Source organism: Leptospira kmetyi serovar Malaysia str. Bejo-Iso9 (genome assembly GCF_000243735.2).
GTDB classification, from domain to species: domain Bacteria; phylum Spirochaetota; class Leptospiria; order Leptospirales; family Leptospiraceae; genus Leptospira; species Leptospira kmetyi.
This window is the reverse complement of the sequence record NZ_AHMP02000003.1, coordinates 3705475-3730120: the sequence shown is the minus strand read 5'-3', so window position 1 is coordinate 3730120 and position 24646 is coordinate 3705475. Positions and strand designations below refer to the sequence as shown.

The following is a 24646-nucleotide window of genomic DNA, read 5'->3' as shown; positions in this document are numbered from 1 at the left end:
GCTTTCGAGAAATTCGATCAGTTAAGAATTTTATAAAATTCTAAACCGCATCTCCGCCGATCCAACGATATTTTTCGTATGGAGGATCGATTTCCAAAACCTGAACCTGCCCTTGATCAATCAGCTTTCGGATCAAAGAATGGAGAATCGCGAGCGCCGTATTGTAATAACCGCTGTTCGCCACTTTTTCGCCCATCGCTTCGAGAACCAACGTGGAAAGATCCTGATCGTTCTCCTTCAATCTTCGAACGACCCCCCTTTCCAAAAGGTTTAGAGTTTTTGAAAGTAGTTTGATCGCCCTTTGCGGATCGTCGGGTTCGGGTCCGTGCGCGGGAAGAAGTCTTCGAATCGGCAATTTGGAAAGACGATCCAAGGATTGATGATAGTCGTATAAGTTTCCGTCGATCTCCGCGTAGATCGAGGAAATATTTTGCAGAACCAAATCGCCGGTAAAATAGATCTTCTCCCCCAAAATATAAGGAGTCAAATGCCAACGGTTGTGACCTGGAGTATGAAGAATTCCGATTTCCCTTCCGCCCGCCTTGATGACGTCCCCTTCCACGAGTTCCACGTCGAAGTCCAGATACGGATCGACTCTTTCGGAATTCTCCAACGCATCATGAAATTCGAATATACCCGTATCCACTCTTTTGAGTTCGGTGGCCCTGGTCGTATTATCGTGATGTCCTTTGTAGACGAGTCTTCTCATCGCCCTTTGAAAAACCTGAACGAACTCCACGTAGTTTCCGATCTCCGCGGCCATTCCGGTCATCGCATACAACTTCGCATCCGTATAATAACGCAACGTCAAGGCCGCGCTCATATGATCGAGATGATTGTGGGTGTAGATGATGTGCTTGATTTTGCTCAAGGAAAGACCGATCGTCTTCAACGCTCTTTGCAAAAGACCGAGGTTCTCGATATAACCCGAGTCGATGATGGTCGGTTCGCCGTCTGGAAGAATATAGATATTGTTCGGAGAATAAAACGGCTGAGGAATTTCAGTCTTAAAGATTCCGTCTCCTATGTCCTTTACTTCCGGAATAGAATTGTATCGGTGAATTTTCATTCAATTCTCCTCAAAGGAGGGAATCCTTCTTGAATACAAGGTCTTTACACGCTCGGAAGTCTGCAATTGAAATTTCAAACGCGGAGTTCTCCGAAATCGTTACGAACAAAAAACGATGTCCGATTAATTTCGACCGCAACAAACTTTGACTGCGTCCGCGAGTTGTTTCGGGTCCCAAGGTTTGGGAAGAACCGCGTACGTTCCCGCTTCTTTTTTTACTCTTTCCACGGCCGCTTCGTCGACGTGACCCGTGATGAGAATGGAACGTATGTTCGGATATTTTTTATGAATTAAGATTAAGAATTCATCCCCTTTGAGTCCGGGCATACGCCAATCGGATAAAATGAGAATCACGTTGACTCCGTTTGCGACCAACTCGTCCACGACTTCCAAAGCTTCGTTTGCGTTGATCGCGGTCTCGTATTGAAATTCGTTTCCGAACTGTTTTTTTAATTCCTGTTTCAACGCGATGAGGATGATCGGTTCGTCGTCCACACAAAGGATCGCGTTGTTTTTCTTGATGTTATCTTTCAAAAGATCTCTCCGTTTACACCGAACGTGCGGCCTTCAACCACACGCTAAACTTTGTTCTTCCGGGAACACTCTCAAACTCTATTCTTCCGCCCATTTTCTCTATGATCTTTTTGCAGATATCGAGCCCTAAGCCGATCCCTTCTCCTTGTTTTTTAGTGGTAAAAAACGGTTCGAAAATCTTATCTTTGATCGAATCGGGAATCCCCGCCCCCGAATCGATAAAGGAAGTGATGATCCAAGGATGTTGCTCTTCCAGGCTGATTTCAATCTTCCCTTGGTAATTCATGGATTGCAAACCATTATTTAGAAGATTGATCCAAACCTGATTGAGTCGATTCCCGTTTCCGAGACAAAGCCCGTCCGTTTTATAATCCTTAACGATTTCGACGCCGTATTTTATTTTCGTATGATACAAGGTGAGAATGGTTTCGATCTCGGATTTTATATCCACGGCAACGATTCCTTCCTCTTGTTCGCTTCCGCCCGGATTCAAATAATTCTTCAAAGCCTCCACAACGTGCGAAGCCTTCCCGCTCGCGATCGCGATCACGTTGCTCAAACGAACGATCGTGGAAAGCGACCCGACCGTCGCCAAAAGATTCGTTCTTTTTTCGGTTTTTAAAAGATCGATCAACCTCTCTCCGAGTCTGTATGCTCCGATATCCAAAACGGAACTCGTTACGTCGTCGTAGTCGTCGAAACCCGCGTTCTTAAACATCCGGTGTAATTCTTTTTTCAAACTTCGATCGGGTATGATCTCGGATTGAAACGCGTCCTTTAAACTTTCTTCGAGAAGAATATTAAAACTTTCTGATTCTTCCCGATTGAGACCGGAAAGGATTTCGGGAATTCCCTTTAATTCTTTCTGGAGAATTTCCAAGATCGCGCGGTTCGAAGAAAGAATCGCTCCTAAAGGTGTGTTGAGTTCGTGCGTCATCCCTGCCGCGAGTTGTCCGAGCGCCGCAAGTTTTTCGGAAAGAAGAAGCTGGTCCTGAGCTTCCTGCAATTCCTTCATGATTCTTTCCAGATTGAATACCGCTTCTCGAAGATCGGAATTCGATTTGCTGAGTTCTTCGGTTCGAATATCGATCTTTCTTTCCAGGTTCGCGTTCAGATCGAGAATCGTTTCCTCCGCTTCCTTGCTCTTCGTGATGTCGTAGATGATTCCGAAAATCTGTTTCGGTCCGTGGTTCGAATTTCTTTGATAGATCCGTTCTCGGGAAATCAACCATCTCCATTGTCCGGTCTTTTTGTGTTTCATCCGATACGAATGTTCTATGATATCCTTATCGCTCATGTTCGCGTATTGAGGTACGACTTCCTTCAGATATTTCGGAAAATCCTCGGGATGCATCAGGATCGGAATGAGATTCTCTCCCATTTCCTTCATTTCATCGGGAGAATAACCGAGAACGACCTCGATTCCGTTGTTGCTGTATACGTTTCTGCGTTCTTCTATATCATAAATATATAATATATCCGGCGTGATATCCAGGATCGATTCTATGAACTGGTTTCTTTCCAGAAGTTTGGCTTCGATCTGTTTTCTTTCGGTGATGTCCACCATCACGCCCCGAAGCCATTTCGGTTGATTGTTTTTTACGATGACTTTTACGATGTCGCGCAGCCAAACGAATCCCCCGTTTTTTTTCAGAAATCGATATTCGAAATCGTGCGCTTCCATTCTTCCGGTACAAGCGATGCAGAATTCGACGGCCCATTGGCGATCGTCCGGATGCAGATGTTCCGCCCAGAATCCGGGTTGTTTCCATTCTTCCACGGAATAACCGAGCATGTCCTCGACTTGTTGACTGACGAACGTAAAGGTGAACGTCAACGCGTCCGCTTCCCAAACGATCCCGGGCGTGGTGGCGACAAGATCACGGAACTGTTCTTCGCTGGATTTTGTTCTTCGGAACGATTCCTGAAGTTGTTCCGCCATGTGATTGAACGTAAGGGAAAGAGATCCTAATTCTTCCAAACGACTCGAAGGAACGCGTTGATCAAAATCGCCTTTTGCCATCGCGCTACTCGCGTTCGAAATTCTTCGGATCGGAGCCGTGACAAAACCCGCGAGAAAGGCCGCGATCAAAAGGGAGGAAGTCAACGCGACCGCAAAGACCATCGCCGATTGACTGCTTCCGATTCTCACCCCTTCCAGATAATATGCGGAAGGAATCGAAGTGATCAGAATCCAGTTGAGATTTCCGCTGTTGTCCTGATACGGAGTCGCTTGAGTGAGCCAGGTTTCCAACGCGAGCGGTTTTGCCGTGACCACGTCGAATTGAAACTGAATCGGTTCGTGAAGCGCATTCAAATCTCCTAATTTAGTTCGAAGCGTTCCGATCGCGTTTTCGATCACCGGATCCGAATCCTGGTCCACGATCGTTTCCTTTCCGTTTGCGATTCTCGAAGAACCGATCAGATTTCCGGATCGATCGATGATGATCGCGCGTCCGTGCGCGGAAACGTTCGTCGACTTTAACAGATGATTGATTCCTTCCAAACGCGAAGGTTCGTTTTCGTTTTGGGTCCTGTCCAAAAAACGATCCAGATGCAGATTGAGGTTCTCCGAAATTTCCTGATGCAATCTTCCGGCGAGTTTGTCCGCGGCCATCTCCGCGCTTCTCAAATTCAAATACGCGGTCGCGCCCACCATCACGAGCACGAGTAAAATAAAAGGAGCCACCAAAAGCATTCGAATCGGAAGACCTTGGTTCGACTTTCCTTCCGTGTCCTGTCCGGTTTCTTTTTCCCAAACCCAATTCTTAAAATCGAAAAAAGATTCCCGAACATGTCCGGGAATTTCCGCCCAAAACATTTCGTATTTTTTCGCGATCGGAAGAAAGACCAACATCGCAAAAGGAGCGAGCGCCCATGTGATCGAAGTCGTAAAAAACAAAGCCGGAGTTATGTTTCTGTAAGAGATCGCGGGGGAGAATTGTTTGGAACAAAGATGTCCCCAGAGCAAGGGTTCGATCGTCATAAAAACGATCACGAACAGAATATATTTAATCCAGACCTTGCCTTTCGTAAAATCGGGATTCTTCCCTATCAATCGATAGGCGACCCAAAAACATGCAGGATTTATAAAGTATCCCACGAGCCAATCCAGAAGAAAACCGGCGGGAACTCCTTCGATCAAATCCGAAAGACCGTATGCGAACGGAACCGCGATCAAAGCGGGAAATCCGAACAAAAGAATACAAAGAAAAACGGAAAGATCTTTGAGCGATTCGAAAGTTTGAGCGCCCGGAACCAAAACGATAAAGGAACCCAAATAACCGGTGATAAAAATTAATACGAAGGTAAACGGAATGCTCAAAAGAGCCTGGGTATTCCAGAACTGAACCTCTCTTCTGATTCCGAAACCGCCTTCTAGTTTTAAACTAAAGCCGGTGAAAGCGGAGAGCATCAAAACGAATCCAACGATAAATCCGAAACTTCCCCAGGTTTCCAAAATCGGAAGCGGAATCGATTCGAAGATAGATTCAAGCCATTGAATGATGACGTGCATCCTTACCTCATAAAAAATCAGAATGACAAAACGAAGATAATCCGACTTAAGAAAGACCGGAAAAAAATCTTAAAAGAAGAATCGACGGATTGTAAATCAAATTCCAAAACCCAATGAGGATTTTCGAAAATTCGAATCAAATTCTCAATCGAGCCGGGCGAGTTCTCTGGATTTTTCAAGATCTCCGTCGTTGATCGCGTCCGCCAATTTTTGAACCCAAATCAAACGTTCCGCCGAATCCTTGCCGAAAACCAAAGGAAGATGTTTTTTTTCGAAAGAGGAAATCTTCCCGTCAAAACAGCAGGTTATGCTTAGAATTTTTAAACAGAAATCCCTTTCCGATTCGTTCAAATCCCGCAGAAGTTTTTCAAAGGATTCCCACTCGTCCAAACGAAAATGATAATTCTCGATTTGAAACGCTTTATGAAGTTTGATCAGAATGTATTCCAAGTTCGGATGAAATCTTTGCGTAAATACGATCGAGTTTCCGATCGCGGTCATACAAGCGATCTGCGCGTTTCTGCTCAAGGATTCTTTTCTGGCAAGAATATCGTCAACGAGTTCCTTGGAAACGATCCGCGTAAGAAGACGGGTTCTCAACTCCTTTAGAATAATGTAAAGTACGATCGCGTCCCAAATCGCGGTGATCGGCGCGGCAACGAAGTCCGCGTAAACCCGAAAGGAATTTCGAGCGAGAATTTTTCGAATCACGATCTTTGCCACGAGGTTCGACAAAAACACCTTCGCCTTATAAAGAAGAGTCGTTAGAAAAAGACTTTGTTTGTTCGTAAGACGATACGGATCGATTCCCAAAAGTTTCAGATCCGGATCGGGAATCTCCAACGCAAGTCTGGAAAGAAGATTGCTAACGCTCGTAATCAGATCGGGATCTTCCTGCAAATCCAAACCCGCAAGACGGGTCATTCGATATACGGAAGACAAACCGATTCGATACAAAAGATAAAATTCCAAAACGGTTCCGAGCAAAAGCGCGAGTCCGGTCCAAGTCCATTTTTCCAAAAATACGGGAGACCAAAGTTCCGGATTTTCGGGAAAAAGTTTTTCAACGAGAATGATAAAGAACGTAGTCCAAAAGCCCGTGTGCAAGGCCCAAAACACGGTCCATCCTATGACCTTTTTGGAACCCGATCCGAATTCCTGGGCGTCCCAATTCCCCGGGGATCTTTTGTCTCTTCGCGCGAGATCCGCTAAAACGCGGATGCCCCATCGTTCCAGAAGTCCCGGTTTGTATTCTTCTTCGGGAGAACCCATTTTCATCGCCGGGAGTTCATTTCATTTTTAGGATCTGTCAAACCATTCTTTCAAATTTTATTTCAGAATTCGGGTCCCGGGGAACGATCTTTTAAACAACGGGTCGAAACTGGAAAGTAAGGATTCGATTTCATCCTTGACCTCGGTCCGCTTTTCGATCAGTATGAATTCTAAAGGCATCTTATGAAACGTTCTCATTCCGCATTCTTTACCTCCATCCTTGCTTCGATGATTCTTTTCAGTTGCGCCAATCATAAAGATCAAAATAACGTCGACCTCAAGGTTTTGCTCGCCGACGGAAATGTAATTTTCATCAATGGAGAAGTCGATCCAGATAAGATCTCCTCTTGCGGAGTCGCCGTCCCCGGAACCACTTCCACGGGAACAACCGGTACTACGGGAACGACAGGGACCACGGGAACAACCGGTACAAGTAATACTCGTTATACGGTCACAAGCCAGTTGATCATGAAAACAACCGGAGAATCTTTGGTTCTTCGGTTTCAATTCGATTCTTCCCAATACCAAGGTTCGGTGGACCCGCAACAGGGTTTCAGTTATTCCGGCGGACTTTTTGCGAAAACGGTTACGGGTAACGTGGGTAAGGTGGAATGGGGAACATCCGGAATTCCCGTTTATCCGACCAGCAACGGCGCAGCCCAACAACAAACGCTTCAATATATGGAGATCGACATTTCTCTAACCGGAAAGCTTCTCAACACTTCTACAAGCACGGGAATTCTCAATCAGTGTTATACAGCCGATAACGTAAATTGCACTTCCATAACGACTACGCAGCAGTGTTTTACGCAGGACAACCAAACCTGCGTTTCCACCGCTTCATCTACCGGAACTTCCGTAACGATTACTGGAAGCATTCATTGTAACGCGAAGAACGTGATTCCGAGCGGCGGTGCGACAACGACTCCGTAATCCGAATTGGTGCCGCGTGGTTGTGCCTAACGGCGATTTACCGAACGACTTAACCCAGATTTTTCTTAACGTATTCCACGAGTTGATCCGTGGCGATTCCCCATCCGTGATGAAAACCCATGTCCTCGTGTTTTTTACGATTCGTTAAATTACCGTGGATCGCGGTGGCCTTGTATTTGGTTCCGCCCTGACCGTGCGGTTCGAACGTAAGAACACAACTGAAAAATCCGAACGGTTGCGCCGGATCGGGCGAAGGACGATAACCCGGTTGAAGCGCGTCCGTCCAAACGAGTCTTTCATGCGGAACGACTTCGAGATAACAACCGAGGTTCGGAAAATTTTCCCCTTCCGGAGATTGCATCGTGGTTCTAAAAATTCCTCCCGGTCTCAGATCGATTTCACAATCGATCGTTTTCCAAGGCGCTGGTGTAAACCAATGTAAAACGTGCGCGGGTGTGGTCCACGCGGCCCATACGAGTTCCCGGGGAACGTCCACGATTCTTTCGAAAACGAGATCCAAGTTCGGATCGAGATTCGGATAAGTCGGAGATGTCATTTTTTACGGCTCCTGATTCTTCCTAAGAGGAAGGAATTCAAGAAGCAAGTAAACGATCCCTTCGACGGGATTGCAAATCTATTCTTCCAGAAGTTTTAGGATTTGTTCCTTCAAAAGATTTCGAATCGAGGATTCTTCGAAACTATTTAAGAATTTCATTAAGTTGTCCGCTACGTTTTGAAACTCAGCGTCCATCTTTTCGCGGATCTGATAACGCGAAAGAAGACTCAAAATCACCACGCCGTCTCCTTGAGATCGTTCCGATTTTTCAAAAAGAGAATGAACCAGCTTCTTATCGTTTTTGTCCGCCTTTTCCAACAAAAGAAGAATCGGATACGTATACAAACCGTTGTAAAAATCCTTGAGAGGAACCTTTCCGCTTTTACTCGCGGGTGTGAAGTAGTCGATCGCGTCGTCTTTTTTCTGAAAGAAGGAACCGAGATCGATTCCGAATTGTCTGAGTTTCTTTTTTTCTTTTTCGTTTTTTTCCGAAAGAATTCCCGCGGAAACGCTTACGGCTCCGAACAAAGACGCGGTTTTACCGTATACGACTCTATTATAAATTTCTAAAGTGATTTTGGGATTTTTTTCCCATTCCATCTGGATCAACTCGGAAACCGAAAGATCCTTGATGACCTGCGTGAAAACGTCCATCAGTTCGGGATAACCGAGACCGTTCAGGTGGTCGATTCCGCAGGCTAAAAGATAATCTCCGGCGAGGATCGCGGTTTTGTTTCCGAACTTGGAGCCTACGCTTTGAAGTCCTCTCCTCGTTTCCGCCTCGTCGACGACGTCGTCGTGAAGCAAACTCGCCGCGTGAATCAATTCGGCGATCGCGCCCACGTCCAGCCAGTGTTTACCGGAATAACCTAAAAGTTGACAAAGACAGTAATGGAGAATCGGACGAATCCGTTTTCCACCGGATCGGATGGTGTAGGTTTTGATTTCGGCGAGAATTTTGAGATCCTCCCGAATGATCGCTTCGAGTTTTTTATCGAACTTCCGAATCAGAGAATCTTTGAGTACAGACGCTTTCACTACCCCTTCCCGTGGGGACAGTATTCAAAATTACGGTACAGGCTCAAGCAAGAACTCTTTTCGGATGTTCAGGCTTTGAGTTTGTTTTCGAGAATCAGGAGCTGACGGGAAAGAATATCTTCCATGTCCCGAAACTGTTCCTTACGGTATATGTGGATCAGATTCCGGTACATTCTTTTGATGATGGAAAGCGTGCTCGCTCTCGTGAAATATCTTTCGCTCGGAGTAAAACTATTCGCTTCCAAAAAGCGGATACAAGTCGATTTATCCAACAGAACGCCTCCGTGAAACGGATCGATAAAGGTTTCGTAATCGGGAGAATCGAAATGAAGTAGAAAATGCAGGGGCATATTCACTCCGTAAAGCGGAAGCGAAAGTCTGCGCGCCACGAGAAGATAAATCGCAGAAAGGGAAATAGGAATTCCTTTCCGAGTTCGAACGATGCGGGTTACGAAAGAATTGTTCGGATCGTCGTACTGATCGTTGTTTCCCTGAAAATTCTCCTCCGAAGAAAGAACCCTCGTCAAAAAATGAACCTTCAATTCTTCGGAAACGTATTCGGGGTTCAGATCGCACAACTCCTCCACTCTCAGAGCGAGCTGATCCAAATAGATTTTAAATTCGTGATAGGAAGCGTCGGGATCGCCCACGCTGGAAAGAAGAAAGACGGCCTCTTCCAAATCTCCGTAATCGTTTACGTGCCCCTTGCTCGCAAGAAGCGCATAACGTGCGTTGATTCTTTCCAAGTGAACCACCGAAGAGATGGAACGCGCAAAAACCCGCAGAGTGGGATCCTTAAACTCTTCCACGAACTCGCTGATTCTAAATTGCCAAGGAACCATATCCGCGATCTCGCGGATCACTTGGATTTTTTCCTCCGTTCCCGCAAACTCGAGCTGATAAAATTTTTCTTCGAGTTTATCGGGAGGAAAAGAGAGATATTCATAATAAGAATCGGATGAGGGCATAAACAATATATTTTTACGAAAATCGAAATGAGTCAATTCGGAATGAAACTTGTCATCGGAAAAAATGAAATGAGATATATAAATTACTATGTCTTACGGTCTAGTGAAACAAGAGCTCGTAAATTGAAAAGATGAGTTAGGAAAAAAATTTCAAAAATGAAAATCTCCCCGCAAGAACGCGGGGAGATCGGAAGAATTCCGTTTTAAACGGAAAGTGCGGATAATTCTTCGAGAGCTTTCTTTTCTTCTTCCGGTTTCGGAGGAGTTCCATGCCAACCGGGATTGTTTTCCATAAAGGAAACGCCCTTACCGAGCACTGTGTTGAACAGAATGATCGTGGGAGAACCCTTGTGTTGTTTCGCTTTTTCAAAAGCGGAAACAATTTGTTCAATATCGTGACCGTCCGCTTCCAATACGTTCCAACCGAAGGAAAGAAATTTCTCGTTCAGAGGTTCGAGGTTCATAACGTCTTTCGTAAAACCGTCGATCTGAATTCCGTTCTTGTCCATAAAAGCGATCATGTTGTCCAATTTATAGTGCGCGGCGGATTGAGCGGCTTCCCAAGTCATTCCTTCGCCGCATTCTCCGTCGGAGATACAAGTATAGATCTTATGATTTTGTTTTTTGAATCGGGCGCCGAGAGCCAATCCGACGGAAACGGAAAGCCCCTGACCCAAAGAACCGGAAGAACTTTCGATTCCGTTCATATAACGTGTGGAAGGATGACCTTGCAACTTGCTTCCGAGTTTACGGAAAGTCAAAAGATCTTCCACGGGAAAATATCCGGAATGAGCCATAGCCGCGTAACGGATCGCGCACACGTGACCGTTGGAAAGAATCAAGCGATCTCTTTCTTCCCAATCCGGATTGGAAGGTTTATGATTTAGAATTTTCTTATATAGAACGGCGTAGATATCCGCGAGACCGAGAGGTCCGCCTGGGTGACCGGAATTTGCAGCGGTCACCATACGGATCACGCTCTTTCTGAGTTCGTTTGCAAAACTCTTAAGTTCTTTGAGATCGTTCATATTCTTCCTAAGCGAATGAGATGCGGATTTCCAACCTCGAGAAGAGGTGCCGAAAGAAGGTCAGTTCGTAGAACGAAACAGAACCAAACCGGAAAGGAAAATCACGGTGTATAGAGGAAGGAAAATATAGTGTAGCTTTCTGTGGAATTCTTTTTTTCGGGATATTCCCGACCAAACCATCAGAAGCATCAAAACCAAGGTCAATGCGGCAAAGGCGCGGTGCGTATCGATGATCCATCGATCGACTGCGGGAACGATTCCCGCGTTCTCCAATCCTCCGCCCAAATACTTTATGTAAAGAAGGGAAAGCGCGGTGATCAGATTGAAAGAGGCGCCGGTGAGATTGAAAATTCGATGGAGAACGTTTTTTCTAAAACGAAAATAATAACCCGTATAAAAACAAAGGACCGAAAGGGCCATTCCGACATTAATCAAGGTTAGAATCATCTGTTACATTTTCGGCAAACCGCTCGTGTTCAAAACTCTTTTTCGAAAGGAAGTTCGAAACGAAAAAGAAATAATTCGCAAAAAAGAAGAGAATACCCGCTCCGGTTTTTTTATTTGACCGAGGAAAACAACTCGAAATACTGGTTCCATAGCAAATTGCTGCCTTAGCTCAATTGGTAGAGCATCTGATTTGTAATCAGACGGTTGTGGGTTCGATTCCTATAGGCAGCTATTTCTCTTCGGGTAGGTACTCAAGTGGCCAACGAGGGCAGACTGTAAATCTGCTGACTATGTCTTCGAAGGTTCGAATCCTTCCCTGCCCATAAATTTTCTTTCTTAATCCCAACAAAATCAAACAACTACGGTTTCGATAAAAGAGTGACTCGTTCCCTACGGGTCACTCGTCAGGATTCGAAGCTTGCGAGTGAAAGCGTTTTGAGCGATCCATAGGGAGCGAAAAAACGCGATCCGAGTCCAGGGGATGGACGAGGCACGAGTAAGACGCCTCGGAGCTGCGTTGGACAGGATGGACAACTGCGTAGAGGCGAATCCGAATGAAGGATGAACCTACTTGATAGTTTTCCGTGGAAAAATGCAGGAACTCATACTTTTTGATGAATTAAGATCTTTCCGTATTTTTAAAAATGTAGGATCTCCCACACAAAGTCGAAATTCAACGATCTAACCCGAAAATGTAGGACCTCATACAAAATCTTGAAATCGAAAGATCAACGAGAAGTTGTAGGAGTTCCTACAATACTTAATTGAAAAAAGGATTGAACCAATCGGCAAACGATTCGGGAGCACACGCCGAATTCTTTCCCTAATTTCCTTCGGAGAGATTCGTCTGAACGTTTTTCCAATCGATCGCGTAAAGACGATAACGACCGTCCGCAGAATAACCTTCCAGAAAAAAACGATTCAAGGATTTGCGATAGATCAAACCGGAAAACTGTAAGGTTTCCTCCGCGCCGTCGCCCATAAAAACCGCGCGACCGAGAACCGGATTGTAGGCCGCATTGGCGACCAACAAACTCCATTCATCCTGATCGGACGCAAACAAAGGAGTGGAAAGAATCGAGTCCGCGGAAAGCGAAGGGAAAGGCGCGCAGTTCTGAGGTTGTATTAGATTTTTCTTAAATAGAACGGAACGGCTCGTTTTGCAAAGGAATTGGGGAGAACCCGATAGATACAAGGTCCCTTCTTTCTTTCGATAATCCCAAAACGGAGTCGGATTTTTTTCACCGGAGAATAATCGTTCGTCCACGAGTTTACCGTAGTTTGACGCGGCTTCGTTGTCCTCGGGTTCGGATTCTTCCGCTTTTGTCGAAGCGCCTTTGCCGAGAAAGTATTCGAAGACCGGATCGGAGTTGTCGTTGTTCAGAATTCGGATCGCTTTTAAAAAATCCTGACCGGGATGATTGTTTTCGAAATTCTTAAAACAAACGCGGGAAAGAAGTTCCTCCGATTCGTCGCCAGGGAAAAAACTTTTTGATAAATACGAACAGGCTTCCTGTTTTCTACCAGAAACCAAAAGCGTTTTTGCGGTTTCGATTCTACTTCGATCCTTGTTTCCGTAAGAACCGCTCATCCAAAAATATCTTGCGGAAGAATCGTATTTGCCCAGGTTTCTCAGAAACTTTCCGTAAAGATATAAAAGATCCGATTTACCGTCTTCGCTTAACGATTTGAGTTTTCCGCCGGAATAAATTCTTTTGTAAGCGCTTCCTCTTCCCGAATGAAGCGTGAAGCTGATTCTCAAAGCCAAAGAAGTTTCGGGGGTGAGAATTCCCTTTGACTCTCCGAACGCGTGGATTTTTTCCCAGCCGTCGTAATCGCCCGTTTTGATTTTCACCGCATAACAGGCCTTATACAAGGAAGCGTTTTCTTTTCGAGAAAGAATCTTAAACAAGAACGGCATCTCTTGCGTCGGTTGTGCGTTTCCGTCTTCGGAACCCGGAGCCGCGTTGGCTTCTTCGGAAACGGATTCTTCCTTAGAGGGAGACGTTTGTGTTTCTTGAAAGAACGGATCGGGATTCGGAATCGGTCTGCTACAACCGGAAATTACGGAGACAAGCGCGAAAGGACTTACGTTCAAACCGCTTGCGAGTTCGGAAACGATCGAAGGATATTTTCCTTTTTTGTCCGTAATCTTTCCGGAACGGCTCATCACGAGAATCGCGGGAACGTATTTGCGATATTTCTCATAAAGAAAAAAAAGCCGGGAAGACGCGGTCTTTCGAACGTCCGATTTTTGGGAGGTCCTGAGGAGTTCTTCATACAACGGAATCGAAAACAAAGGATCTTCCTTTTCCATCGCATACGCGTCCTCGTAGGAAACGGAAACCGCATTCGAAGCTAAAAATAAGAATATTAGAATAAAATAAAATACTTTAGAATACATTTCTAAGAACTTCCCGTTTTGCGTCCGCTCCGTGGTTGAGAGGACAAACCTCGGAAGGAACCGTTCCGCTTTTAAAAAGTTCCTTTCTCGTATGTTTACAGGAAGGTCCGGGAAGTTTACCGGATTCTTCGCAGACGGTGGCGCTGAGAGCGTGTTCGCTGATCGGATACTTTCTCTTTTCGTCGGAATCCTCGGCCGCTTCGAAGATTTTGGCGACCGTTCCCCACAAAGGAGCCGCAACGGTTCCGCCTAACGCGGACGATCCGAGACCGAAACTCGGGTCGTCGTATCCAAGCCAAATCGCCATCGATAAACCGGGTCTGACTCCGACGAACCAGTTGTCCCGGTTGTCGTTTGTGGTTCCCGTTTTACCGGCGACTTCTCCCTTGTATCCGGTGTTTCTGACTCCGGCCGAGTTCGCACTTCCGTGAAGAAGATCGATCATGATCTCCGAAACCTGCGAGGATAAAACCTTTCTTTCTTCGGGAACTTTTAAACCGAACTCGTCCGTGGATTTTTTTTCGTAGATGATCTTACCGGAACGATCCGTGATCTTTTGAATGAGATAAGGACGTTTGATCGTTCCGTCGTTTGCAAACGCAGAATACGCAAGAGCCATTTCCAACGGAGAAATTTCCAACGAGCCGAGGGCCAAGGAAAGATCTCCCCTAAATCTGGATTGAAGCACTTTGGAATCTGGGAAAAAATATTTCTGAAAGAAGTCTTGGATTCTGGATATACCGAGTTTTTCCGCTATCTGAACCGCCGCGGTGTTTTTGGATTTCGCCAAAGCGAGTCTAACGCTGATGTCGCCGTCGTATTGATTCCCGATATTTTCCGGACTCCAATTTCCCGTTTGATTTCTATAAATCAAAGGAGCGTCCAAGATCCGAGAAGACGCGTTGATAAGTCCAGTTTCGATCGCGGCCGAATACAAAATCGGTTTGATTGAAGAACCCGTTTGACGTTTCATCGCGGTCGTTCGGTCCAACTGATTGTCCGCTTTGAATTCGGAACCTCCGTGCATCAGAAGAATTTCACCCGTCGCGGGATCAACGGCGACTAACGCGACCTGAAGACCCGATTCGTTCGCCCCGCTGAAAGAATCCGTGTCGATAAAAAGTTCGAGTGCGGGAGAAAGATCCTGAACGTATCTTCGAAACACGGCGGTCTCGCTCGAATTCTTATTGTCCGTGAGTTTCGTTTTACGAACGAGCCCGTTCTTTTGTACGTTATCCACGTACGTCTTTACGATCTTAGGGAGTTCGGCCTGAACGGGTTCCGCGATCGTCGTATAGATCGAAAATCCTCCCGTCTCGTAAATATTGGAATCGGGATACAAGGAATTCAAAAACTTACGAACGTGTTCGGTCACGTATGGAGAATGGTCTCGTCTGTTTCCGAAAACGGTTTCTCCTGGAGAACGCATGTGAAACGAAAGATAGATCTCGTCGAGTTTCGTCTTCGGATTCTCCTTTAAGATTTCGTCTTCCCGAAACGAATGAATGATCGCGTTGACTCTCTGTCTGGATAAATCCGGATTCTTCAACGGAGAAAAACGATTCGGCGCGGAAGCGAGAGAAGCAAGAACGATCATCTCCTCGGTGTTCAATTCCGCGGGAGTTTTCTTAAAATAGAATTCGGCTGCGCTCGCAAAACCGAAAGCTCCGTGTCCGAGATATACGTTGTTTAAATAATATAATAATATTTGCTTTTTCTCATACGAATATTCGAGCGCGAAAGCGAGTTGGGCTTCCTTGATTTTTCGTACAAGACTTTTTTCGCGATCGTCCAAAAGAATTCTTGCGAGCTGTTGTGTGATCGTGGACGCTCCCTGTTTAAAACGAAAACTCGTGATGTTCACGAAAATCGCACGAAGCACGGACATATAATTGATCCCGCTATGAGAAAAGAATCTTCTGTCCTCGACCAAAAGAACGATCTTCTTTAAATTCTCGGGATAAGCGTCCCATTCCAAGTTACTCGTTTTTTTCGCAAAGATCTCGGAAACTTTTTTCCCGTCGCGATCGTAGATTACGGAAGGCTGATGGTTGTAAAAAAGAGAAATCATCTCTTTGAGTTCCGCTTCTCGCGTGATGACCCCGACCCAAAAAAGAATCATTCCCACCAAAAGCAAAGAAACCACGACTCCGGCGGAAAGCAAAACCACGTTCGGAAGTTGAATTCGTTTTCCGGCGACTTGTTCCCTCAATCGTTCCGCGAGGGTTTTGATGCGAGGTTGTCCGTCGTTTTCGATCTCTCTTCTTACGGAGAAGAACGGTTTTTCCTCGAAGGAAATTTTTTCCCGTTTGAGAAGCGGTCGTTCCTCCGACAAAGCGGAACTCGAAGCGGCGGAACCGGACGCGGATGAATTCGATAAAAGAGAATCGGGTTGCGGACCTTTTCGGGAACCTTGGAATTTTTGCGTGAGTTCCCACACTTTCTCTTTCAGTCGGGTTTGTAACTGCGAGAAAGATTCTCCCATTCTTTCCAAGATTCCGGGTCCGGTCGGCTCCGAAGGAGAAGGCGATGCGGAAGGCAAAACCGTGTTCGGCGAGAAAGAAGGTTCCGACGGACGTTGTTCCGACCTCTGTTTTAATTGAGGAGGAGTTTGGAACGTGGGAGATCCTACATTATTCGGAGATTCGGGACGACGTATGATTTCATTGGACGGAGCAATCGATTCTACACGGGAAGGAACCGACGGCGGCGGCGGTTTTGGAAGTTCCATTCTTACCAAAGCCTTATGACCGCACTGATAGCAGGTGAGCCTGAAAACGGAACCTGTGGGAACTCCCTCCGGCAACCGAGAAGTCGTTCCGCAATCCGGGCACAAAAATCGAGTGCTTCTCAGAGTTTGAATCCCGGTCTCCATCATCCTCTTAATTGTCGGAGGATCTTCCGGTTCCAGACAAGCACTTAATTCTCTTTTTCTTTCCTTTCGGTAATGACGGTAAAATCGGAGCCTTTGAGAATTTCGGTCGGAACTACGTCCTCCTCCCGGAGAGGAAACATGGAAACGGAAAGCGTTTTGAACCCGAGTTCCTTCAGCCGAAACGTCACACCGAAATTCTCGTCGCTGTGAAAACGCCCGTTGATATGAATCACCTTCCTTCCCTTCGTCAAAAAAGCGTTCGCGATCGAATCGGCCATCCCCGCGTCCCAAAGATATTGCGCGTCCACAAATCTCCTTTGAATCGTTTCATCCGACGCCATACCCGGATGTTCTTTGAGAGTGTTCTTGATTTTTTCTTCGTAGGCTTCTTGGGAAAATTTGCGAATCAGATATTTAGGAGGTAAAAAAACCGAACGAACCTTGAACAATTCTTCCAGACCGGAAGAAGAAACGAGGTTCACGTATTTTCTCGGGACGTTAGACGCGAGAACCGGAATCCGATTCTCCTTTGCGAATCTCAAAAAAGGATGATAATCCCGGAGATGATTCGGCCAAAGTTTTAAAGAATTCAAAAACGCTTTTTCGGTGATCTGACCGTTTAGATATTCATCCAAGGTTTTTTGTTGATCCCGTTCGAGCATCTCCAAGGAAAGAATTACGGGAGTTTGCGAAGAAATTTTCCGAAACCAATCCAAACGGATTTCGTGACCGGCGACGTCGTCGTGTTCTTCCCCGAATATTAAAACATCATAATTTTTGAATGTTTCAAAGATCGTTTCCGGTTGAACCGCCGTCGTGGTCAGTCCTTTTTGAATGAATATCGGAGAAGACGGCGGTGATTGTTCCCCTTCTTTCGGATTTTCGAGCATCGTATCCGAAAAAACGGGAACGTTTACGCAGAAAAGAACGCACAAAAACGCGATCGGTAGAATTCTTAAAAAGAAACGGGACTTCCTCGAAAGATATTGTTTCAAACTCAAAAACGCCCTTACTTCAAAAGAGATTCGATCTTTTGCGTAACGGAAGAGCTGTCCGGTTCGACCGCGGAACGATATCTCGCTTCGATCTTTCCGTCCTTGGATATGAGAATCTTTTCAAAGTTCCATTCCACTTCTCCTGGGTTCGGAGAATTTTCGATCAGATAAGAATAGAGAGGATGTTGATCCTTTCCCTTTACCGAAATCTTGGACATCATATCGAAGCTCGCTCCTTTTTGAATTCTGCAAAAGGTTTCGATCTCCTTATCGGTTCCGGGCTCTTGACTGCCGAAGTTGTTCGCGGGAAAACCGACCACGACAAAACCCTGATCCTTGTATTTTTTATAGACCTTTTCCAAATTGTCGTATTGATAGGTATAACCGCATTTGGATGCCACGTTAACCACCATCACGACCTTTCCCTTGTATTTGGAAAGGGAGACTTCGTTACCCTTGATATCCTTTACTTTGAAATCATAAAAACTTCCCTTCGCAAAAACTCCGGCCAAAGGAAAAAGAATTCCCAACATAAAAAACAGAATGAAAAGTTTGGACTGCATGAACGATTACCTTCTTCCATGAGTTTAAATCCGAATACGGATTTGCTTCAATCGTTTTTCAAAAATGAAAACCCCTTTCCTCGTTCTTTCTTTAGATAAAACCGCGCGTCGTTCTTTCAGTCGATTGTTACGGAAATTTTGCCGATCGCTCTTCCCTCTTCGAGTTTGCGATGCGCGTCTCCGATCTTCGTCCAGGAGAATCTTTCGGGATCGAGCACCGGTTTTAAAATTCCATTCTCCACAAGTCTTGCGATTTCGCCGAGAATGAATCCGTGTTTTTCGCGTCCTTCGTCGTGCAACAGAGGAATCAACATAAAGACGATCGCAAGATCCAAACTTTTGGAATGAGCTTTTCCCAAGTTGAACGATCCGGAACCGTCGATCGTGATCGCTTTTCCTTTTCTTTTCACACAAGCGATCGCGGTTTCAAAACCGCTTCCGCCTCCCGTGTCGAACGCGAGATCCAATTCCTCCTTTCCAAAAACTTGAAACGCCTTCTTTTTGATTTCCGCTTCCGATCTTCCGCTGACCGCTTCGGCTCCGAGCTCGAGAACGAGTTTTTGTTTTTGATCTCCGCTCGCCGTCGCAAGAACGCGAGCTCCGGCCCATTTCGCGAGTTGAACCGCGATATGTCCGACTCCGCCCGCTCCACCGGTTATCAATATCTTATTTCCGGCTTGGATGTTTCCTTTTTCGAAAAGCCCTTCCCAAGCGGTGATGGAAACCAACGGTAATACCGCGGTTTCTTCGAAACTCAGATTTTTCGGTTTGTGTGCGAGCAATCTTTCGTCCGCGAGAATGTATTCGGCGAGCGCTCCTCCGGTTCCGATCAAACCGCCCACACAACCGAAGACCTCGTCCCCGACTTTCCAACGAGACACGTTATCCGCAACCTCTTCGATAATCCCCGCTACGTCTCCGTTCAAAACCGCGGGAAACGCGGGCGCGATCGGAGGACCGAACTTTCTGATTTTATAATCCACCGGATTTACGCTCGTCGCTTTGACGCGGATCAAAACGTGCCCCGGGATCAAAGTCGGTTTCGGAACTTCCCCCGCTTCGAATACTTCGGCGCCGCCGAAACGATTGATTACCATCGCTTTCATATACCATTCTCCCTTGATGCGGACGATTCTAATCCAAAACGATTCTTTCCGCAATGTCTTGAATTTGAAACTGATTATTTCTAAATTGGAAAGAATGAATCTAGAAAGTATAACCGACTTGGAATTGTTCGAAGCGGTTTGTTCGGAAGGGAATTTCGCAAAGGCCGCCCGTAAAACGAGAACTTCCTTACCCACGATCAGCAAAAGAATTTCCAGATTGGAACGGGCCCTCAAGACCACGTTGTTCGAAAGAACGACGAGAACGATCCGTCTCACGGAAGCGGGAATCCGTTTTCGACTCAGAACGGACAAGATTCTAAACGAATTGAGAATGGCCGAAAAGGAAGCGAACGTAGAAAAGGAACTCAAAGGAAAAATCAAGATCACGGCGCCCGCGCCCTTTGCGACGAGAATCCTACCTTCCGTTCTCTCCGAGTTCGGAAATCTTTATCCGGAAATTCAACTCGAGACGGTTTTCGGAAACGAAAAATTCAACCTCATCGAGGACAGTTTCGATTTGGGAATTCGAATCATGAAACCGATCCGAACGAACCGTTGTAAGGTATTGATGTCCAACCCGATCGTCGCGACGGCCTCTCCCCAATTTCTGGAACGGGTCGGAACTCCGAATCATATTCAAGAATTAGAAAATTATAATGTGTTTTACGTGGATGAACATTCGAGCGTAAAAATCCCCGGAACAAAAAAGAAAATCTCGGAACTTTCCAAACATCGGGGAATCCGATCGAACAACGGTTCTTTTTTAACCGAGACGATCGCGGAAGGAGCGGACGGAATTTTATTTCGTTCTCTTTGGGATGTGGAAACTCTTTTGCGTTCCGGAAAACTCAAACGGATCTTTCCGAATCTGATTCTGGATTCGAATACTTCCGTTTGTCTTTTGTTTCCTTCGGGAGAAAACCCGCCGAAACGGGTTTTACGATTTCAGAAATTTTTGGAATCCAAACTCGAAGGCTGGAACCTCTGATTCGATCGGCTCGAATCACAAAGTCGAACCGTACGAAATCAAAAAGGCAAAATCATTCTTCCCTCTTTAAGCGGGAAAATATTTGTTCCAAAGACTTGCGGGAATAAAAGTCGCCGCGATGAACAATCCCAAAAACAAAGAAACGATCGCCAACCCCAAAGCGGGAAAAAATCCGATCGGTTCGCTTCCCCTTTCGATCAAATACAAATGATCGTCGAGAACGTAACCCATGTCCTTATAAATTTTTTGGGATTCGAGATCCAGAGAAGTATCGTTGAATCTTCCTTCGATCGCAAAGGTGGGAGACGAAAAATACGTTCCGTCGTCCAAAGCCTCTTGAGTTACCGCGCTGTCCTTCACGATGACCTTCACCTTTTCAAGACCGGAATTTGCGGTCGCGACGGGATACGTGATATGTTGAAGTCTTTCCTTCTTCGTGGAAATCACGTAATTGTTCGCCGGAACCACTCCGTCCTTGATCTTGATGTATCTCGGAATTTTATCCGCGGGAGTTGCGATGAATTCCGCGAACGTAAACTCAGTCTTATTGTTTTTAGCGGAATGAAAACGAATATCCGGTACGGCGATTCCGAACGCGACCGTACCGCAGGCGACAAGACCGATCAAACGATTGATGACGGAAAAGCCGCCGAAAAAATGAATTCCTCTCAAGATAAGATTCATCCGAAACCTCGAACGTTTTGAAATAAATTTTTGAAAGATTCCATCCGATCGATTCCAAGGTCGATTTCTTTTTAAAAAAATTCTAAACCGAAATGGAAAACAAAAGATGAAATTTCAAAGAATCAACAACCGGAAAGAAATTCTTTCCGGCGTGTTTTTCAAAAAGGAAGAATGGAAGTCCGCGAAAGAATCGCGAAGGTAAAATTTAAACCGCGATCTCGTCGAAAAACGTAAGAAGATTCGGTTCTTCCTGAGCGTCGAGATGATCCAACGCTTGTTCGATCACGGAATCCAAATAATATGCGTAGTTCTTATAACCTTTCAAAAAGGTTCGGATCTCTTCCGTTTTTTCGGAAGGAATCTTATCCTGAACGATCAGTTGAAACAAAGCCAAAATTCCGAACGCGGATTTAAGAGAATCCTGAGTCGCCGCGATTTTTAAAATCTCGTCCGAATCCACTTCCGCAAAAGACGGAAGAAGATCGGTGATCAATTCCAAAGCGCCGATCGGAATCTGACGATCCAAAGATTTTACGTAATTGATGATGGCACGATACGCACGACTGTCTCCCACTCGGGAAAGAATTTGAACCGCGCCGGAAAGAAGTCTTTTGTGATAACCCCAGGAAAGTCTTCCCGAGTCCGCGTCGCGCATCACTTGATACAAAAAACTCCACACAAACTTATCGTTGTCGATCGCCTTGTCTGCGAGTTCGGAAAGCCATTCGTCAAAGGAGGGATTTTCCATTTCCTTCGAGAGAAACTCTACCAGTTCGACGGGATTTCTTGTTTCAGGCATATGGTTCTTTTTGCGCATAGGCTTCGAATTATCCACTAAGGTTGAATCATTTTCCATTCTTTTTCTTCAAGAAGAGACGGAATATTTAAAAAAACGAATACGAAAACCCGTTCCTAATTTTTTAAGATCGGATCGGAAATGCCTGTTTCGCGTCACCTCGGGCAATTCGGCAAAACCCGAGATCGAAGCGTATTCTTTCCCAAAAGCGGAAGGCGCAAATCGAACGTTTGACTTCGATTCACGTTAGGCAAAATATCTTCTGCTTTTTTGGTTTGGGGAGAATGGAGATTCTTTGCCCCGCGGAAAAAACAAAATGAATTCCGGAAGACTCGGATAAAAACTCTTTGACATAAAATTGAAAAAGTTTCAAAGATGGGAAAGGCCTATGAATTCACTTTCCACTCAAATCTTTCAGGACATCTATCACGCTTCCCAATCCGGAAGAATGACCACGATGGAAGACTTGGAGATCAATACCGCAAAATCCGCGTTTCAGTTAAGACCGCATTTGGAAGACTTAAAAGAATCCAGTCTGGTCGTGGAACATCCCGAAGGTTTTGAAATCGCCCCGAGCGGAACTCATTATTATCAAAGTCGCTGGGGCTGAACGAAGGAAAAAATCGAATCCCGAATCGAAAACGGATTTTTACTTTCTTTCGATTCTTTTCAAGATCCGTTTCGATCGGAAACGAAATCACATTCCAAATCCTTAATGTTTTTCCTTTTGATCCTCTCCGTTCTTAGTTCGGTTTAAAAGAAAAACCGCCAGTACGGCAAAGGTTCCGCCGACGGTGGTCGTAAAACTCGGAATCTCGTCTAAAAAAATCCAACTTCCGAAAAGCGCCGTCACGGGAACCAAAAAGATAAACGAACTCGCGACCCTAGAACCCAGTTTTGTGGAAGCGAAAAAATAAACCGTCGTCCCGAAGGTCGTGGATATTACGGAAAGATAAAGTATGTGGAACCAAAAATGAGGTCCGCTGTTTAACGCATTCTCCACTCCGTAAGGAATGGCAAGAAAAAAATCCAAAATCGTTCCGATCGTAAAAACGTAAAAACTGTAAACGAGAGGAGAAATCGTTTGTCCCGTGCTGTGACTGTTCATGCTCAAGAACGCCCAGCTGAACGCGCAAAGAAGAAAGAAAATATTTCCGGATAAGAACAGAGAATTCAAATCGAGTTCCCAAAGCCTGAGAAGAATACAACCGCCCACAAGCCCGAGCAAAAGACCGATTCCTTCCCTCGCGGACGGAAGTTTTTTCTGAAACGAATGAACGAGCACATAGGTAAAGATCGGATTCATCGTCGTCACGAGAACTCCTCCGGCGCCCGCGAGTCCGTTCTTCAAACCCAAAAGAAAGAATTGATTGTAGATCGTATAAAGAAGTCCGCCGATCGCGACTTGAAACAAGGTGTTTTTATTCGGAAGACGCAGAGATTCTTTTCTCCAGAGAACGACGGGAAGAAGAGAAATCGCGGTCGCTAAAAATCTCCAGAAGATGATTACGTTCGGATGTTGATCTCCTACGATGAGCTTTGCGGAAGGCCAGGCAAAACCCCAAGAGATCATGGCAATTACGAGAAGAACGTAGAACTTTGCGCTAGCATTCGATGGCATAAAGGATTGAACCTCTTTTACCAATCTTTGGAATCGGAAAGCAGATTCAACCCTTACTTTGAGAATCGAAAAAACGAGTCGATCAATTCTTAGCGCGGTTTCTATGTTCCCGAACGAGCTCGGGAAGTTTTGCCATCGAAGAATGAATTCTATGCATTTCTAACGCTGGTTTTGCGGGAATTCCGAAGTACGCGACCTTTTCCGTGCTGTCTTCGGTAAGACCGGACATTCCCATCAGAATCGATCCTTTCTTCATCGTAATTCCTTCCGCAACGGCCGCTTGACCGCCCATAATCACTCCGTCTTCCAAAGTCACCGAACCCGCGAGAACGGTTCCTCCGGCGATATAAACATAGTTACCCACTCTGCAGTTGTGAGCGATGTGAACGTGATCGTCGAACTTCGTATAATTTCCAACCGTGGTCGTTTCGATCGTAGCTCGATCCACGGTGCAACAAGCTCCCATTTCCACGTAATCTCCGATCACGGAGTTTCCAATTTGTGGAACCTTATAACGAACTCCGCCTTTATCGTAAAAACCGAATCCGTCCGCGCCGATCACCGTGTTGGAATGGATGAGATTGTGTTTCCCGAGAATACAATCGTAAGCGACGACCACTCCCGATTTCAATACGGTTCCTTCTCCGATCTTAACTCCGCTTTCAAGAACCACGTTCGGATAAATTTGACAATTATCTCCGATCTCGACGTTCTCTTGGATCACGACAAAGTCCATGATCGTAACGTTCTTACCGATTTTTGCGCTTTCATGAATGCTCGCTTTGCTCGAGACGAACGCGGTCGGTTTCGGTTTTTTTTCAAACAAGGAAAGAAGTTCGATAAATTTAAGACGGGCTTGATTTTCCGGAACGATCAACGCGGAAGGAAACTCGTCGGCTAACGCGGGAATGGTGAGCGCCAATTTCACTTCCTTCGCTTTCGGATTGGAATTAAAATATTTCTTCGCTTCGAAATAATAAATTCGATTCGATTGAACGTTGGAATGATTTTCGATGTCTCCGACTCCGATCACATCCGTTTCGCCGTTTCCCTTAAGTTCTACACCCAGTGTTTTCGCTAAGTCTTTGGCTTTCATGAAATCAAATTTTTCTTATCTAAAAGAGAGACTCAACTCGTTTTTAATTTATAATTCCGCATAAAAGTAGAAACGGACACCGTTCGGTATTTTAAATATGGAACCTTTTTTTAAAATCTGAATCTTACTAAAGCTCGAATCCGATCCGCAATACTC

20 protein-coding genes, 2 tRNA genes and 2 pseudogenes are annotated in these 24646 nt (G+C 45.5%); 5 read left to right on the top strand and 19 right to left on the bottom strand.

Annotation, left to right across the window (positions count from 1 at the left end; genetic code table 11):
- Positions 1-40: 40 nt before the first annotated feature.
- The 4 genes from LEP1GSC052_RS19910 to LEP1GSC052_RS19895 all read right to left on the bottom strand — a co-directional run bounded on the left by LEP1GSC052_RS19910 (position 41) and on the right by LEP1GSC052_RS19895 (position 6392).
- Positions 41-1069, bottom strand: a complete 1029-nt coding sequence (locus tag LEP1GSC052_RS19910) for an MBL fold metallo-hydrolase (protein ID WP_010575914.1) — start codon at positions 1067-1069, stop codon at positions 41-43.
- A 123-nt stretch (positions 1070-1192) separates the two neighbouring features.
- Complete coding sequence (locus LEP1GSC052_RS19905) at positions 1193-1603, bottom strand: response regulator (protein ID WP_010575915.1); 411 nt, start codon at positions 1601-1603, stop codon at positions 1193-1195.
- 13 nt (positions 1604-1616) lie between these two features.
- On the bottom strand, positions 1617-5120 hold the full coding sequence (locus tag LEP1GSC052_RS19900) for a PAS domain-containing protein (RefSeq protein ID WP_010575916.1): 3504 nt from the start codon (positions 5118-5120) through the stop codon (positions 1617-1619).
- 144 nt (positions 5121-5264) lie between these two features.
- On the bottom strand, positions 5265-6392 hold the full coding sequence (locus tag LEP1GSC052_RS19895; RefSeq protein WP_010575917.1) for an LBF_2804 family protein: 1128 nt from the start codon (positions 6390-6392) through the stop codon (positions 5265-5267).
- A 228-nt stretch (positions 6393-6620) separates the two neighbouring features.
- Between LEP1GSC052_RS19895 and LEP1GSC052_RS19890 the strand changes: the two genes are divergently transcribed.
- Entirely contained in the window at positions 6621-7325 is a 705-nt protein-coding gene (locus tag LEP1GSC052_RS19890) for an LIC10920 family plasminogen-binding lipoprotein (protein WP_425268414.1), read from the top strand.
- A gap of 49 nt (positions 7326-7374) precedes the next feature.
- Here the strand turns inward: LEP1GSC052_RS19890 and LEP1GSC052_RS19885 are convergent, their stop codons facing one another.
- The 5 genes from LEP1GSC052_RS19885 to LEP1GSC052_RS19865 form a co-directional block, all read right to left on the bottom strand.
- Positions 7375-7881: an SRPBCC family protein gene (locus tag LEP1GSC052_RS19885; RefSeq protein WP_010575919.1), complete on the bottom strand. Its 507-nt coding sequence runs from the start codon at positions 7879-7881 to the stop codon at positions 7375-7377.
- Between the two features lie 78 nt (positions 7882-7959).
- The gene (locus LEP1GSC052_RS19880; RefSeq protein WP_020986217.1) at positions 7960-8919 is read right to left on the bottom strand and encodes a polyprenyl synthetase family protein; all 960 of its coding nucleotides are present in this window, start codon (positions 8917-8919) and stop codon (positions 7960-7962) included.
- A 68-nt stretch (positions 8920-8987) separates the two neighbouring features.
- The gene (locus LEP1GSC052_RS19875) at positions 8988-9923 is read right to left on the bottom strand and encodes a transglutaminase-like domain-containing protein (RefSeq protein ID WP_020986015.1); all 936 of its coding nucleotides are present in this window, start codon (positions 9921-9923) and stop codon (positions 8988-8990) included.
- 167 nt (positions 9924-10090) lie between these two features.
- On the bottom strand, positions 10091-10915 hold the full coding sequence (locus tag LEP1GSC052_RS19870) for a transketolase (RefSeq protein WP_010575921.1): 825 nt from the start codon (positions 10913-10915) through the stop codon (positions 10091-10093).
- A gap of 60 nt (positions 10916-10975) precedes the next feature.
- Positions 10976-11362, bottom strand: coding sequence for a hypothetical protein (locus tag LEP1GSC052_RS19865; protein WP_010575922.1), 387 nt, complete (start codon positions 11360-11362; stop codon positions 10976-10978).
- Between the two features lie 158 nt (positions 11363-11520).
- On the opposite strand from LEP1GSC052_RS19865, the gene LEP1GSC052_RS19860 reads away from it, so the two are divergent.
- Both LEP1GSC052_RS19860 and LEP1GSC052_RS19855 read left to right on the top strand, forming a co-directional pair.
- A tRNA-Thr gene (locus LEP1GSC052_RS19860) sits at positions 11521-11593 on the top strand.
- Positions 11594-11603: 10 nt separating this feature from the next.
- Positions 11604-11685, top strand: a tRNA-Tyr gene (locus LEP1GSC052_RS19855).
- 500 nt (positions 11686-12185) lie between these two features.
- Here the strand turns inward: LEP1GSC052_RS19855 and LEP1GSC052_RS19850 are convergent.
- The 6 genes and pseudogenes from LEP1GSC052_RS19850 to LEP1GSC052_RS19830 form a co-directional block, all read right to left on the bottom strand.
- Positions 12186-13766, bottom strand: coding sequence for a hypothetical protein (locus LEP1GSC052_RS19850; RefSeq protein ID WP_020985813.1), 1581 nt, complete (start codon positions 13764-13766; stop codon positions 12186-12188).
- Positions 13756-16083: pseudogene (locus LEP1GSC052_RS19845) on the bottom strand (transglycosylase domain-containing protein); the annotation flags it as partial. The gene LEP1GSC052_RS19850 and the pseudogene LEP1GSC052_RS19845, both read right to left, overlap by 11 nt.
- A gap of 92 nt (positions 16084-16175) precedes the next feature.
- Positions 16176-16644, bottom strand: a pseudogene (locus tag LEP1GSC052_RS21850) (transglycosylase domain-containing protein); the annotation flags it as partial.
- A 41-nt stretch (positions 16645-16685) separates the two neighbouring features.
- The gene (locus LEP1GSC052_RS19840) at positions 16686-17636 is read right to left on the bottom strand and encodes a ChaN family lipoprotein (RefSeq protein WP_040913767.1); all 951 of its coding nucleotides are present in this window, start codon (positions 17634-17636) and stop codon (positions 16686-16688) included.
- Between the two features lie 14 nt (positions 17637-17650).
- A complete protein-coding gene (locus tag LEP1GSC052_RS19835; protein WP_010575925.1) occupies positions 17651-18199 on the bottom strand; it encodes a glutathione peroxidase in 549 nt (182 codons plus the stop codon).
- Between the two features lie 116 nt (positions 18200-18315).
- Positions 18316-19305 carry a zinc-dependent alcohol dehydrogenase family protein gene (locus tag LEP1GSC052_RS19830; RefSeq protein ID WP_020985717.1) on the bottom strand — a complete coding sequence of 330 codons (990 nt, stop codon included), beginning with the start codon at positions 19303-19305 and terminating at the stop codon, positions 18316-18318.
- A 94-nt stretch (positions 19306-19399) separates the two neighbouring features.
- On the opposite strand from LEP1GSC052_RS19830, the gene LEP1GSC052_RS19825 reads away from it, so the two are divergent.
- The gene (locus tag LEP1GSC052_RS19825) at positions 19400-20293 is read left to right on the top strand and encodes a LysR family transcriptional regulator (RefSeq protein ID WP_167593886.1); all 894 of its coding nucleotides are present in this window, start codon (positions 19400-19402) and stop codon (positions 20291-20293) included.
- Between the two features lie 66 nt (positions 20294-20359).
- Here LEP1GSC052_RS19825 and LEP1GSC052_RS19820 read toward each other — a convergent pair whose 3' ends face one another.
- Positions 20360-20977: a hypothetical protein gene (locus LEP1GSC052_RS19820; RefSeq protein ID WP_010575928.1), complete on the bottom strand. Its 618-nt coding sequence runs from the start codon at positions 20975-20977 to the stop codon at positions 20360-20362.
- A gap of 205 nt (positions 20978-21182) precedes the next feature.
- Complete coding sequence (locus LEP1GSC052_RS19815; protein WP_020986385.1) at positions 21183-21794, bottom strand: hypothetical protein; 612 nt, start codon at positions 21792-21794, stop codon at positions 21183-21185.
- Positions 21795-22161: 367 nt separating this feature from the next.
- Between LEP1GSC052_RS19815 and LEP1GSC052_RS19805 the strand changes: the two genes are divergently transcribed.
- Positions 22162-22383, top strand: coding sequence for a hypothetical protein (locus LEP1GSC052_RS19805; protein WP_010575931.1), 222 nt, complete (start codon positions 22162-22164; stop codon positions 22381-22383).
- Between the two features lie 102 nt (positions 22384-22485).
- On the opposite strand, the gene LEP1GSC052_RS19800 is transcribed toward LEP1GSC052_RS19805, so the two are convergent.
- The gene (locus LEP1GSC052_RS19800) at positions 22486-23394 is read right to left on the bottom strand and encodes a DMT family transporter (protein WP_040913765.1); all 909 of its coding nucleotides are present in this window, start codon (positions 23392-23394) and stop codon (positions 22486-22488) included.
- An 82-nt stretch (positions 23395-23476) separates the two neighbouring features.
- Positions 23477-24490, bottom strand: a complete 1014-nt coding sequence (gene lpxD / locus LEP1GSC052_RS19795) for a UDP-3-O-(3-hydroxymyristoyl)glucosamine N-acyltransferase (protein ID WP_020986493.1) — start codon at positions 24488-24490, stop codon at positions 23477-23479.
- Positions 24491-24646 lie beyond the last annotated feature (156 nt).

Coding starts and splice junctions, on each gene's coding strand:
- LEP1GSC052_RS19800 (WP_040913765.1), bottom strand. CDS start 23,394: ATGCCATCGAATGCTAGCGCAAAGTTCTACGTTCTTCTCGTAATTGCC.
- LEP1GSC052_RS19890 (WP_425268414.1), top strand. CDS start 6,621: ATGATTCTTTTCAGTTGCGCCAATCATAAAGATCAAAATAACGTCGAC.
- LEP1GSC052_RS19885 (WP_010575919.1), bottom strand. CDS start 7,881: ATGACATCTCCGACTTATCCGAATCTCGATCCGAACTTGGATCTCGTT.
- LEP1GSC052_RS19895 (WP_010575917.1), bottom strand. CDS start 6,392: ATGGGTTCTCCCGAAGAAGAATACAAACCGGGACTTCTGGAACGATGG.
- LEP1GSC052_RS19865 (WP_010575922.1), bottom strand. CDS start 11,362: ATGATTCTAACCTTGATTAATGTCGGAATGGCCCTTTCGGTCCTTTGT.
- LEP1GSC052_RS19900 (WP_010575916.1), bottom strand. CDS start 5,120: ATGCACGTCATCATTCAATGGCTTGAATCTATCTTCGAATCGATTCCG.
- LEP1GSC052_RS19815 (WP_020986385.1), bottom strand. CDS start 21,794: ATGCGCAAAAAGAACCATATGCCTGAAACAAGAAATCCCGTCGAACTG.
- LEP1GSC052_RS19850 (WP_020985813.1), bottom strand. CDS start 13,766: ATGTATTCTAAAGTATTTTATTTTATTCTAATATTCTTATTTTTAGCT.
- LEP1GSC052_RS19835 (WP_010575925.1), bottom strand. CDS start 18,199: ATGCAGTCCAAACTTTTCATTCTGTTTTTTATGTTGGGAATTCTTTTT.
- LEP1GSC052_RS19870 (WP_010575921.1), bottom strand. CDS start 10,915: ATGAACGATCTCAAAGAACTTAAGAGTTTTGCAAACGAACTCAGAAAG.
- LEP1GSC052_RS19910 (WP_010575914.1), bottom strand. CDS start 1,069: ATGAAAATTCACCGATACAATTCTATTCCGGAAGTAAAGGACATAGGA.
- lpxD (WP_020986493.1), bottom strand. CDS start 24,490: ATGAAAGCCAAAGACTTAGCGAAAACACTGGGTGTAGAACTTAAGGGA.
- LEP1GSC052_RS19820 (WP_010575928.1), bottom strand. CDS start 20,977: ATGAATCTTATCTTGAGAGGAATTCATTTTTTCGGCGGCTTTTCCGTC.
- LEP1GSC052_RS19830 (WP_020985717.1), bottom strand. CDS start 19,305: ATGAAAGCGATGGTAATCAATCGTTTCGGCGGCGCCGAAGTATTCGAA.
- LEP1GSC052_RS19825 (WP_167593886.1), top strand. CDS start 19,400: ATGAATCTAGAAAGTATAACCGACTTGGAATTGTTCGAAGCGGTTTGT.
- LEP1GSC052_RS19805 (WP_010575931.1), top strand. CDS start 22,162: ATGAATTCACTTTCCACTCAAATCTTTCAGGACATCTATCACGCTTCC.